Source organism: Psychrobacter sp. JCM 18903 (genome assembly GCF_000586475.1).
Classification (GTDB): Bacteria; Pseudomonadota; Gammaproteobacteria; order Pseudomonadales; family Moraxellaceae; genus Psychrobacter.
The window spans coordinates 214,623-227,538 of sequence record NZ_BAWJ01000002.1 but is presented as its reverse complement, the minus strand read 5'-3'; the positions used below and the strand labels follow the sequence as shown (position 1 = coordinate 227,538).

8 protein-coding genes and 3 pseudogenes are annotated in these 12,916 nt (G+C 41.6%); all 11 read right to left on the bottom strand.

Annotated features, from left to right (window positions below; genetic code table 11):
• Positions 1-57: 57 nt before the first annotated feature.
• The 11 genes and pseudogenes from TT12_RS02440 to hemE all read right to left on the bottom strand — a co-directional run bounded on the left by TT12_RS02440 (position 58) and on the right by hemE (position 12,822).
• Positions 58-471 carry a lipopolysaccharide assembly protein LapA domain-containing protein gene (locus TT12_RS02440; RefSeq protein WP_045451852.1) on the bottom strand — a complete coding sequence of 138 codons (414 nt, stop codon included), beginning with the start codon at positions 469-471 and terminating at the stop codon, positions 58-60.
• 172 nt (positions 472-643) lie between these two features.
• Positions 644-949: an integration host factor subunit beta gene (locus TT12_RS02435; RefSeq protein ID WP_045445047.1), complete on the bottom strand. Its 306-nt coding sequence runs from the start codon at positions 947-949 to the stop codon at positions 644-646.
• A 325-nt stretch (positions 950-1,274) separates the two neighbouring features.
• Positions 1,275-2,967 (bottom strand): annotated as a pseudogene (rpsA, locus tag TT12_RS02430) (30S ribosomal protein S1).
• A 307-nt stretch (positions 2,968-3,274) separates the two neighbouring features.
• Complete coding sequence (gene cmk / locus TT12_RS02425) at positions 3,275-4,057, bottom strand: (d)CMP kinase (protein WP_045451849.1); 783 nt, start codon at positions 4,055-4,057, stop codon at positions 3,275-3,277.
• Between the two features lie 171 nt (positions 4,058-4,228).
• The gene (gene tadA, locus TT12_RS02420) at positions 4,229-4,804 is read right to left on the bottom strand and encodes a tRNA adenosine(34) deaminase TadA (RefSeq protein ID WP_201605303.1); all 576 of its coding nucleotides are present in this window, start codon (positions 4,802-4,804) and stop codon (positions 4,229-4,231) included.
• 12 nt (positions 4,805-4,816) lie between these two features.
• Entirely contained in the window at positions 4,817-5,554 is a 738-nt protein-coding gene (locus tag TT12_RS02415; protein ID WP_045451846.1) for a uracil-DNA glycosylase, read from the bottom strand.
• A gap of 180 nt (positions 5,555-5,734) precedes the next feature.
• Positions 5,735-8,269, bottom strand: a complete 2,535-nt coding sequence (gene clpA, locus TT12_RS02410; protein WP_045451843.1) for an ATP-dependent Clp protease ATP-binding subunit ClpA — start codon at positions 8,267-8,269, stop codon at positions 5,735-5,737.
• Between the two features lie 762 nt (positions 8,270-9,031).
• Positions 9,032-9,439, bottom strand: coding sequence for an ATP-dependent Clp protease adaptor ClpS (locus tag TT12_RS02405; RefSeq protein ID WP_087814601.1), 408 nt, complete (start codon positions 9,437-9,439; stop codon positions 9,032-9,034).
• Positions 9,440-9,541: 102 nt separating this feature from the next.
• A complete protein-coding gene (locus TT12_RS02400) occupies positions 9,542-10,408 on the bottom strand; it encodes a hypothetical protein (protein ID WP_045451836.1) in 867 nt (288 codons plus the stop codon).
• A gap of 101 nt (positions 10,409-10,509) precedes the next feature.
• Positions 10,510-11,576: pseudogene (argC, locus tag TT12_RS02395) on the bottom strand (N-acetyl-gamma-glutamyl-phosphate reductase).
• A 110-nt stretch (positions 11,577-11,686) separates the two neighbouring features.
• A pseudogene (gene hemE / locus TT12_RS02390) lies at positions 11,687-12,822 on the bottom strand (uroporphyrinogen decarboxylase).
• Positions 12,823-12,916 lie beyond the last annotated feature (94 nt).

Here is a 12,916-nt window from a genome sequence, read left to right as displayed (position 1 = left end):
ATCAGAATTATCAAAACACTACATATGGACTGCTCATAGATCAGTACAAAATATAATTTATTCTCGCTTTTGTTTGGTAAGTGTCGCGCCTTCATCTACAGTAAGTACTTCTGCGTCTTGCACTTGCACATTGGTTGCTGTCGAACCATAAACAGCTTCTTCCACCGTTGGCGCACTTGCTTGGCGATCAATGACAGCATTGGCTTGTGTCAGTTGCGCTTGCAAGTTCACATTCGCTTTTTGCAAACGCGAGATTTCCCACTTATTCTGTAAGACACGGAAGATAAGCAGTGCCAACAAGATGCCAATAACAATACCAAGCATAAGGCATAAAATCAGCAGCAATCCTAGATTCATCGTCGGTGCTTGAGAAAATAATAAATTTACGCCAACTTCGGTATTGTTTGCCAACACCAAACCAAGTGCATAAGCAAAGCTCAAAAACAGCAATACAAATAGTAAAAAGCGCATGAGACGTCTACCTCGATTTGGAATGTCGTTAGTGTTTTAAAAATAGCACTCTAAAACCTTCATCAACCCACACATTTATATGCTTATAAACTCACTAGTGATAAGTTCTAGAAAAGGTGGCTGGCAAGCACTCTTGCTGACAATTTTACCCAATAAATACTTTATAACACACTTAGCTATTTGCTACTGTATCATTGACTGCTTCACGTAATGCTTTACCTGGTTTAAAGTGCGGTATCGCTTTGGCAGGTACAGGTACGCTTTCTCCTGTTTTAGGATTTCGACCCATACGGGCACGACGATGGTGCAGACAAAAACTGCCAAAACCACGAACTTCTACGCGTCCATCATTGGCTAACGTATCGGTCATTAAGTTTAATATTTCACGTACTGCATCATCGACTACAGTATCAGTCATATTGTCACAGTTCGCACTTAAATTACTAATAAATTCGGACTTGTTAATCGCTTGCTGCATTATTACGCTTGCCTTGTTGATTAATGGATAAGATGACTGTGAATTGGGCCATCATTTTCGATAGCTGGTTACTTTTAAGACAAGCTATACATCAAGATCATAAGGATAAGTAGCCATTGACTAAAATAATCTCAGTGTCTTAAATAAGTAATAATTCACATCTCGTTACTCAATGTTGCAAATGATAGCGGATATTACGGTAAATGGAAATAAGAGTTTGCCCGTTTAAGCAAAAACCTCGTTGATTAATAGTGCACTTAAAATTTAAGCAAAAAAAAGCGACCATAGTCGCTTCTTTTATAATCTTATATCAATAACGTGCAGCTTACTGCATTTGCTCTTTGATCAAGTCACCAATTGTTTTTGGCTGTGCATCAGAACTGGCAGTAGTACTAGTCGTGCTAGTGCTGCTTAGCTCTTTAATCGCTTGACGCTCTTCAGCTTCGTCTTTCGCTTTGATAGACAAGTTGATGTTGCGAGTTTTACGATCAACACTGATGATTTTCGCTTCAACGTCATCACCAACGCTCAAATGCTTAGTCGCATCTTCAACACGGTCACGTTGAATTTCAGAGGCACGTAGATACGCTTCAACTTCGTCAGCAAGCTCGATAGTAGCGCCTTTAGCATCTACTTCTTTTACTTTACCATTAACGATAGCACCGCGGTCATTGTTGACTAGGTATTCGTTGAATGGATCAGAGCTTAACTGCTTCACGCCTAGCTGATACGGTTTGCTTCTGCATCTACTGACAATACCATTGCTTCAACGGTGTCGCCTTTATTGTAGTTACGGATAGCGTCTTCGCCAGTTTCGTTCCAAGAGATATCAGATAGATGAACAAGACCATCAATACCACCGTCTAGACCGATAAAGATACCGAAGTCAGTGATTGATTTGATCGTACCAGTGATTTTATCACCGCGCTCATGTTTCTTATCAAACTCATCCCATGGGTTAGCTAGAGTTTGTTTGATACCTAAGCTGATACGACGACGTTCTTCATCGATATCAAGAATCATTACTTCAACTTCATCGCCCACTTGAACAACTTTTGATGGGTGGATGTTTTTGTTGGTATGATCCATTTCTGACACGTGTACTAGACCTTCAATACCTTCAGAAATCTCAGCGAAACAACCATAATCAGTTAAGTTGGTGACGCGTGCTTTAACCACACTACCTACTGGGTAAGTGCCGCCGACGTTATCCCAAGGATCAGTACCAAGTTGTTTTAGACCTAGGCTAACGCGATTGCGCTCACGGTCAAACTTCAATACTTTAACTTTTAGGTCTTGACCAACTTCAACAACTTCAGATGGATGCTTGATACGGCGCCATGCCATGTCAGTGATGTGCAATAGACCATCGATACCACCTAGATCAACGAATGCGCCGTAATCAGTAAGGTTCTTAACGATACCTTCGATCTCGATGCCTTCTTCAAGCTTGTTCAATAGCTCTTCGCGCTCAGCTGATTTTCAGCTTCCATAACTGCACGACGGCTAACAACAACGTTGTTGCGTTTTTGATCAAGTTTGATGACTTTGAATTCTAGCTCTTTGCCTTCAAGATGCGTGGTGTCACGGATAGGACGAACATCTACCAATGAACCTGGTAGGAACGCGCGTACTGAACCGATATCTACAGTGAAACCGCCTTTAACTTTGCTTGAGATGATACCTTTTACGATTTCATCATTGTCAGCGATTTTCTCAAGGAAGTTCCAAGTTTCAACACGTTTGGCTTTTTCACGTGAAAGCAAGGTTTGACCCATGCCGTTATCAACCGCTTCAACCACGACATCAACGCTATCGCCAACTTCAACTTCAAGTTCGCCTTCTTCGCTTAAAAACTCTTCACGAGCGACGATACCTTCAGATTTCAGACCAGTATCAACAGTGATCCAGTCGTTATCAATGGCCACAACAGTACCAGTGATAACCGAGCCACGCTCGATATCCAGACCTGTTTCTTCGATGCTCGCTTCAAATAGTTCAGCAAATGATTCCATTATGTCTACCTTTGTATAGCCGTATCCTGTCCAGCACAGTACGGATCAAATTTATGATTGCATAAAACGAGAATACTGGTTTTATATCCCATACAATCATATATAAAAACGTTTGTTGTTAGTAAGCACATAACTTATTAAACTTACTAGCAACAACTGTCTTATATTGCAATGCCTTATACTTTTAAATCTCTATGATTTAGAAAGAATATTTTTATCAATCTCTAGAGGTTATTAGCGTCTACTACTGTGATTTTATACTAAAATCAAGCGTATAGGAAACTTTTTCATACTTACTAACTTGTTTTTATTAACTATTAAAGAAAATACCTTTATCCTGACAATGTCTTTTCACTTGTGCATAAACTGCATCAGCATCTAAGTTAGAGCTATCTAGTAGTAGAGCATCTTCTGCAGGCTTTGAGGGTGCAGTCGACCGATTCTCATCACGATCATCACGAGCTTTAATCGTCGCTAGAATCACGTCAAAATCTGCCGTCTGACCAGCATTTATTAACTGTGTTACGCGGCGCTCGGCACGCGCTTCAGCACTGGCAGTCAAAAACACCTTAACATCCGCATCTGGGAACACAACCGTCCCCATATCGCGACCATCAGCGACCAATCCAGAGCGAGTTGCCATATCTTGTTGCAACTGTAGTAATGCTTGGCGAACTTTTGGAAATACTGCTATTTGTGATGCATAGCCACCCACGGTTTCATTACGAACCTGCTCACCAACCGCCTCACCATTCACTAAAATATCAACACGTCCTGATGCATTATTAGGTACAAAAGCAATCTCTAGGCGCTGCGTTAGTGCTAATACAGCCATCTCGTCAATGGCTTGGCTTCCGTCTGCCGCCACTAATCCAGCTTCAAATGCTTTGAGTCCAACAATACGATACAAAGCACCTGAATCTAGCAGTTGATAATTCAATGCTTGGGCCAAACGCCACGTCACCGTACCTTTACCTGCCCCACTTGGTCCATCAATGCAGATAACTGGATAGCGCAACACTGACGCTTGGTTATCATTACTGCCAGCACTAAAGTTATCAAGTATAGCGTTATCAGCTGTAGAAACGGTCATAATACTCACTTAATAGTAGACGATACTGATACGGCTTAGTGCATGCTAGCTGCAGAACAATATTTACTTATTTATCAAACGCTTGACAATTAATTCATCATTTCGTCATCAAATAGGGTGATATTATAGCAAAGAAACCTACCCATCACTAGCAGCAAGACTGATATCTTGTTAATTGCTTATATTGTCTTTCTTTTTTACCGCTTTTCGTCGTTCACGGAAAAAGGTCTTAAGCATCTGGCTGCTATGCTCACGACATAAGCCATTATGTACTTCGATAGCATGATTATAAAAAGGCTGTATCGGTAAATTTATTTGACTACCAACCATACCCGCTCGTGGCTCGCTTGCTGCATAAACCAATCTATCTACCCGCGCATGAATGAGCGCTCCGATACACATCGTACAAGGCTCTAAGGTAACGTATAACGTTGTCTTTAATGGTAAACGATAGTTTTTTAAGCGCGCACACGCTTCTCTTAATGCGACAATCTCGGCATGAGCGGTCGCATCGTGACGACCAATTGGTTCATTAAATCCTTGACCAATAATCTGCTGATCGTGTACCAGTATCGCCCCTACCGGTACTTCTCCACGCTCAGCACCTTGCCTAGCAAGTTTAAGAGCTATGTTCATCCAGCTCATATCTTGAAGTGACCAAAATGTGCTGGCTTGCATATCTTCAATAACTAACTGACTATTTGCAGTTGGATGTGGCTTCAAGCTTATATTTTGTCTATGTTTCATTTATTTTGACAACTATTGCGGTAATTGCCAATCGATAGGCGTTTGCCCATACTGTACTAGATAATCATTGGTCTTAGAAAACGGCTTGGAACCAAAGAATCCACCACGATTGGCAGCAAGTGGTGATGGGTGTACAGCGGTGAGAATAAGATGCTTATCAGTATTGATATATTTGCCTTTTTTCTGTGCTTTACTGCCCCACAATATAAATACGGTATGTTCTGTCTGTTCATTAACCACATCAATCACCGCATCGGTAAACTGCTCCCAGCCTTTATTTTGATGACTGTTTGGCTCACTTTCTCGCACGGTCAGAGAGCTATTTAATAGCAAAACTCCTTGCTGCGCCCAGTAAGTCAGGTCGCCATGTTTTGAGGGTGCGATACCAACGTCACTCGCCATCTCTTTTAATAAATTATTGAGTGACGGTGGCTTTGGAATGGCTTTGGGCACCGAAAACGATAAGCCCATTGCCTGCCCTGGTCCATGATAAGGATCTTGACCTAGTATCACGACTTTAACTTGTGATAAAGGGGTCAGATTTAACGCGTTAAATATTAAGGGTGCTGGCGGATAGATACTGTTTTCTGATTGATAGGCTTCTTTTAAAAACGCACGCAAGTCGTCCATATTGTTAGAAGTTAACTCGTCTTTTAACGCCGTTTTCCAATCTTCTGGCAAGCGTACATTATCTAAAATCGCCTGCTTTTGTGCTGGCGTTTTTGGCGTTTGTTCATCGAATAATTCCATAGTATGTCCTGTTATATTTGTTATCGATTAGATAAATATCGGATAATGATGCGTAAACCAATCTCGCACATGAATGGGAGCTCGCGATTTCATACGTTGGTTTTGTTATGAATTATAGCAATAAAAAAACGGCTACCACAGTAACATGGTAACCGTTGTTATTACATTAGTAGCAAAAACTTAGCTGGCGAGTGACTCAGAGTCTGGATGTGGCTCATGAGTCTCAACGACCGTCAAGATAATACGACTATCTGCTGATCCTTTATCTGTAGACTTATAATCCGTCTTACCACTATACTTATCAAGCTTAACAGAATCACCATCTTGTTCATCATTAGCTTCAGGCTCTAAGGTAAGATGTACTACCCCGCCATTGACCAAATCACCAAACAAAATCATACTTGCCAATGACTTTTTGATCTCATCTTGAATCAGACGCTGCATTGGGCGTGCACCCATTAGGCGATCATAGCCTTTGTTAGCCAAGTAATCGCGTACTTCGTCATCAATCTCTAAGGTGACTTGTTTATCATCAAGCTGGACTTGTAGCTCAACCAAAAATTTATCAACCACAGATACCACCACGGAGGTATCTAATGGGTTAAACTGGATGATGGCATCTAAACGGTTACGGAACTCTGGCGTAAAGACACGTTTGAGCGACTCCGTATTATCACGGCTATGGTCTTGCTGAGTAAAGCCCATTGAAGAGCGGCTAATACTATCAGCACCGACATTGGTCGTCATAATCACAATGACTTGCTTAAAGATAGCCACACGACCATTGTTATCAGTCAACGTACCATGATCCATCACTTGCAATAACAAGTTAAAGACATCAGGGTGCGCTTTTTCAATCTCATCAAGCAATAAAACACAATGTGGATGTTGATTGATTTTTTCAGTCAACAAACCACCTTGATCATAACCGACATAGCCAGGAGGCGCACCAATCAAACGCGATGCAGTATGGGCTTCCATATACTCTGACATATCAAAACGAACCAATTCTACGCCTAACAAATTTGCCAATTGACGTGAAACTTCGGTTTTACCCACCCCAGTAGGGCCAGCAAACATAAACGAGCCGATTGGTTTGTCTGGTGCTTTGAGACCGGCACGCGATAGCTTAATGGCGTCGGCTAATGTTTCAATTGCCTCATCTTGACCAAACACTAAATGCTTAAGATCACGATCTAAGTGCTGAAGAATACTCTTATCATCACTTGATACTGACTTGGGGGGAATACGTGCAAGCTTGGCAACAATAGCTTCAATATCTGCCACATCAATTTTCATCGGTGGGTTTTTCTTAGCTTTGGCACTTTTTGACTCACTGAACGATTTGGTACGATCATTGGCTTTTGCAGTTTCCGCTTCATCCTGCATTTCGCTATCGCTATACGTGTCGCCATCGAGACCCTCAACATCGGCATCAATCTGAGCATCAAAATCTTGCTCTATATCCGCAATGAAGCTTTCTTCTGCATCAATATCATCAGCATCAGGAATCACGCCTAAACGCTTATAGGCACCTGCTTCGTCAATCACATCAATCGCTTTATCTGGTAAAAAACGCTCGTGAATATGCTTAGCAGATAACTGAACGGCGGTGACCAACGCTTCATCGGTATATTCGACGTTATGAAATTCCTCATAACGAGGCTTCAGACCGCGTAAAATATCAATTGTATCGTCGACACTTGGCTCTTTGACATCAATCTTCTGAAAGCGACGTGACAGTGCATGGTCTTTTTCAAACACTTGACGGTATTCGGTAAAGGTAGTTGAGCCGATACAGCGCAGCTCACCATTAGCAAGTGCTGGCTTAATCAAGTTTGATACGTCCATATTGCTGCTCATTGACGACCCTGCGCCAATAATCATATGAATCTCATCAATAAACAAGATTGCATTGGGCTTTTTCTTTAGCGCATCAAGCAGTGACTTCATGCGTTTTTCAAAATCACCACGGTATTTAGTACCAGCGATTAATGAACCGATATCAAGGCTATAAATCACACAGCCGTTCAATGGTTTCGGTGCTTTATCATTAATAATCAACCACGCCAAGCCTTCAGCAATCGAGGTTTTACCGACGCCTGGCTCACCAACCAATAACGGGTTATTTTTACGGCGACGACATAACACTTGAGCGGCTCGCTCAATTTCGGGGCCACGTCCAATTAATGGATCCGTCTTACCTTCAGCCGCACGCTGGTTTAGGTTGGTCGCAAACTCAACCAAGGGATCTCTACTGGTTTTTTCTGAGGCACTACGGCGTTCACCCGTCATAGAAGCACGTGGCTCAGATGGCTCGTCTTTATCTTGACCATGTGATAAGTATTGGGTCAGCTCAAGACGACTAATACCCTGCTTTTTGAGCAAATAAACGGCATAAGTATCGTGCTCTGAAAACATAGACACTAGGATATCTGAGCCTTCAACAAGGCGACCACCACCAATAGATTGTACATGGAAAATAGCACGCTGTAGAATACGATCAAAGCTTTGGGTTGGCTGCGGTGACTGCTCGGTGTCTGCGTCTACCGTTGGCGTATGCTTATTGATATAAGCTTCTAACTCGGTGCGCAGCGTTGAAACATTGGCATTACAGGCAGTTAATGTATTGGCAGCGTGAGTATTCTCTAATAACGCCAATAACAGATGCTCAACAGTGAGGTACTCATGCGATTTTTGGCGCGCAAGTGTCATGCTAAACGCAAAGAAACTTCAAGATGACGACTTAACATAACGACTTCCTACGGTTATACCTATCTTTATAATTGATAGCTTTATGAATGAGTTAGTAAGTAAATCAGGGCGACAGATGGATTGTTCAAGGGCTAAATCTGTATTATTAAAAGACAGCGCTAAATGATATTGACCATGTATTACTCAAGTAGCAGTGCTATCTACTTATCACCAATTAAGCGTTTTGATCACTCATACTTGCTTTTCTTTATCTCAACACGATACTTAAGCAGAGTCAATCTATTAACACAGACTAAAATGTATCAAGGCGTACTGCGCATCAATATTTATAGTAAAGAAATAGTATGAAAGCTTCAAAAGCTGAGCAAATAAAGGAGAAATGGGTAATATGATAATAAGTGAGAAAGTGAAAGATACAAATGACTTTTTTAAGCCATCAGCTGATTAAATTATAGAAAAATTCAAGTTAATAGGATGACTAGAAAATGATACGAGTGCAGCAATCATTTCTATAAAATTCAGACAGCTGTTTGATGTGATTACTTAATATAGATAAGGGTATATTAAGTAATCACATCAAGGTTAGGACATTTTTATAATAAGGAATTTATGAGTGACTGCTTGGATACAGAGTACCTATCAAGCTCACAATGAGCGGTTTTTAGAGCTTGACAGGGTTTCTAAACGATAAAACCATTGGAAATAATAAGATAGAAACACGAAAAGAAGATAGAACTTTAAATTCATGTTTACGCTATTTCCTTATTCGCCTTGATGTGGCTCAATCTGGGTCAATAATGGATAGCCTTCACGATGTGCCAGACTGTTTACCTTTTTGGCTTTGGTCTCAGCGATATCTTTAGGATAGATACCAGCAATGCCTTTGCTACTGTTATGAATCGTTAGCATAACTTCGACTGCCGAATCCATACTATGACGAAATTCAGACTGTAAAATATAAACAACGAACTCCATCGGCGTATAATTATCATTATACATAACGACTGCATACATAGGCGGCTTAGCCACTTCTGGCTCTGCTACCAATACATCTGCTTGTGGCGAGGTCTCGCCGTCCGTATCACCATCTTGTGCACGATGAGCAGGTATAGTTGGAAAGTGCCAATCAGCAACAGTTGGCAACGCTTGCAATAGAGTTTGTTTTATCATAATTAGCATACAAATTAATGGTTATATTTATAACAAAATAAAGGGTGCTAGCAGAGGTTGGCAAACGCAATGCTTATTATAGCGCTCTTAAATATGAATAGATTAAGGCTCAATCGGACTTTCGTCGACTTCAGGTAAATCTAAAAGTGATAGCGGCATATTATCAACTCGCTCGCCAAGCTTCCAATCATAGAGCTGCTCCACTTGTTGCCCGCCAGCTTGTAAGCTGAGTTTGACTTGTAACGGTTTAAAGCCTGATGGCATCATGAAACGACCACGAATACGAACGATACCTTCAATAGTATAAACTGGAAGATCTAGCGGCACCTCTACAAAATCATCGTCATTGAGCAACGTCAACGTTGGCTTTAGGCGTTTGGCTTTGCCATCGCTAGCAAGCATGCCTATATCGAAACCATATTCAAAGGCATTTTCAGGTAATGGCTCAATCTTTGCTGCTATTACCTGTAAAGGCATGCCGCCTTTGTCACGAAGGACATCAGCATATAATTCATTCAGTTGAGAGACTTGTCTATTCTCAACCGTTAATTCTTGCTGGTTTTCACGCAACTCTTTGATATTAGCCAAGCTAATCGCCAGCTCTTGCTTAGCAGTAGCCGCTTGATTGGCCGCTATTTTATGACTAAGACGTAAATCTTCAAGCGCTTCTGTTGCCTCAGTGCTATTGATCATCGCTTGCTTGGTTTCAGTTTGCATAGAATGAAAGCCACGCTGATATCCTAATTTATGACCGAATATCAATCCAACAATGGCAGTCACCAATATGACAACGACAAAGAGAGCCAACACCAATGTGGATGCCCCTTGTTGGGTACCACCTACCTTAGTTACTGAACTAGCATTGGTTTTAAGAGAATGCGGACTACGCTCTAAATGATACAAATCAGAGTCTTTGCACGATGAAAGTGCGGGCTGTGAGCAAAAGCGTCGTACAAGCTTGACACGCATTTAGACAATATCTCTTAACAGTAATGGCAATATTATAGCGGAATTTATAATCAATACCTAGCACCATAAATGTGAATGATTTGACCACAGCTAAACATCTGCTACGGAACAATAGGTGCAAAGTTTAGACCCATTGTTTCATCGAATCCGAACATGACATTCATATTTTGTACCGCTTGTCCTGCTGCGCCTTTTACCAAATTGTCTTGTACGACAATCACTGTTAATTCAGCACGTTCATTGTCTTGATGCACAGCAATGCGTAAACGGTTGCTGGCGCGGACACTACGGGTATCTGGATAAATACCTTTTGGCATGACATCAATAAACGCTTCTGATTCATAGCATGTTTCAAATATCTGCTGCCAATCAATAGCAGCACCCGCATCCGTCAGCTCAAGATGAATAGAGCTCAGCATGCCACGTATCATCGGCACAAGATGCGGTAAAAAACGAATGCGATGGGTGAACTGGCTGTCTAATAACTGCGCCACGCCTTGCTCAATCTCGGCAGGTGACGATGCCCTTCGACACTATAAGCTTTAAAGTTATCAGTAGTTTCAGCATAATTAAGCGCAAGTGAAGCTTGGCGACCAGCGCCAGAAACACCAGACTTTGCATCGATAACGATGCGTGATTCCACCAATCTCTCTGCTTGCTTATTTTGCATATCGATTATTGGTTTCAAACCCAAAATAGCAGTGGTCGGATAACAACCCGGATTACCGACGACTAAAGCAGTGGCAAGTTTATCGCGATTGACTTCAGGTAAACCATAGACAGCTGTCTTTAATAGCTCAGGACAAGCATGCGACTGCTGATACCAGTGCTCAAAATCGGACAGTGACTGCAAACGAAAATCAGCAGCCAAATCAATGACTTTCACACCGGCTTGCGTTAGCGCCTCTGCTTGCTTCATCGCTACGCCATGTGGCGTGGCAAAAAAGACCACATCACACTTTTGCAGCGTTGCAAGCGTCTCATCGCCCAAGTCGCTAAAGACAATATCTGATATACCGCGTAAGCTTGGAAATATCTCATCAGCGCGTGTACCAGCTTCGCTACGCGAGGTTAGCAAATCAATAGATACTTCAGGATGCGCAGATAACAAGCGAATCAGCTCAATACCCGTATAACCTGTACCACCAACAATCGCTGCTGAAATCATAAGATATTCCTTTTTATTTTACTTGGTAAATATCAGTGTTTGTTAAACAAATCTTAGATAGAAAGCTCGCTTATATGCCTGAACTTTGTCATTTTTAGATTCTAGCGGCTTTAGATTTTATAATCGTGCACCGCATCGATAAATACTTTGGCATTGTCAGGATTGACCCATTGCGTAATACCATGACCTAAGTTTGCTATATAACCCGTTTTTTCGCCGCTTGCATAAGCACTATCAAGCATTGCATTTACTTCAGCACGAATCGTCGCAGGTGAACCATACAATGTTGCTGGATCCAAATTGCCTTGAATGGCTTTACTACTCTGTAGTTTTTTATGCTGTTTGGTCAATTGACGCTGACTTTCAGCCAATACTTGGCGTGCACGATCAATGGGCATCGTCCAATCTAACCCTAAAACATCAGCTTGACTATCTGCTTGCACATCCAACCATAACCCACCGCCTTTGGTAAATAATACCACTGGTATTTGCGGATGGCGTACTTTTAATTCAGCGACGATACGCTTATTATAAGCATGAGAAAAATCGATAAACTGACGATGACCAAGCGCCCCACCCCAACTATCAAAAATCTGTAAAATTTGAGCACCAGCGACCACTTGTGCATCTAGATAATCAATGACAGAAGTGGCTAATTTATCTAATAATTGATGCAAAAAATCAGGGTTGCTATACAAAAAGCCTTTAGTATAACGATAGTCTTTTGAGCTGCCGCCTTCGATCATGTAGGTAGCCAATGTCCATGGACTACCAGAGAAACCAAATAAAGGCACTTGACCATTCAATGCTTTTCGGATGCTAGTCACTGCACGCATGACATAATCAAGAGAGTCATTGGGTTCCAGTACTGGCAATCTATCTAAATCTGCTTGTGTACGAATAGGATGTTTAAACTTAGGACCTTCACCCGCCTCAAAGTATAAGCCTAGACCCATAGCGTCAGGTATGGTCAAAATATCACTAAATAAGATAGCGGCATCTAAATCATAACGGCGTAGTGGCTGTAAAGTAACTTCAGTGGCGCGGTCCGTATCTTTGCACAGCTCATAAAGTCGCCCGCTTCCGCACGAGTGGCTTTATATTCTGGTAAATAACGACCTGCTTGACGCATCATCCAGACTGGTGTGGTGTCTATTGATTCAAAGCGTAATGCCCGTAATAATCTATCGTTCTTTAAAGGCGCAAATTCTTGCTGGATCGAGTTACTATTGTCTGAAGCACTCATGTACAAATCTCCAAAACAACACCGCATTCATAATTATCAATGAATACGGTGCTGGATAAAATAAGTTGAATAAAAGAATATTAAAACGTTCAGA

Coding starts and splice junctions, on each gene's coding strand:
- TT12_RS02440 (WP_045451852.1), bottom strand. CDS start 471: ATGCGCTTTTTACTATTTGTATTGCTGTTTTTGAGCTTTGCTTATGCA.
- TT12_RS02435 (WP_045445047.1), bottom strand. CDS start 949: ATGCAGCAAGCGATTAACAAGTCCGAATTTATTAGTAATTTAAGTGCG.
- cmk (WP_045451849.1), bottom strand. CDS start 4,057: ATGACCGTTTCTACAGCTGATAACGCTATACTTGATAACTTTAGTGCT.
- tadA (WP_201605303.1), bottom strand. CDS start 4,804: ATGAAACATAGACAAAATATAAGCTTGAAGCCACATCCAACTGCAAAT.
- TT12_RS02415 (WP_045451846.1), bottom strand. CDS start 5,554: ATGGAATTATTCGATGAACAAACGCCAAAAACGCCAGCACAAAAGCAG.
- clpA (WP_045451843.1), bottom strand. CDS start 8,269: ATGACACTTGCGCGCCAAAAATCGCATGAGTACCTCACTGTTGAGCAT.
- TT12_RS02405 (WP_087814601.1), bottom strand. CDS start 9,439: ATGATAAAACAAACTCTATTGCAAGCGTTGCCAACTGTTGCTGATTGG.
- TT12_RS02400 (WP_045451836.1), bottom strand. CDS start 10,408: ATGCGTGTCAAGCTTGTACGACGCTTTTGCTCACAGCCCGCACTTTCA.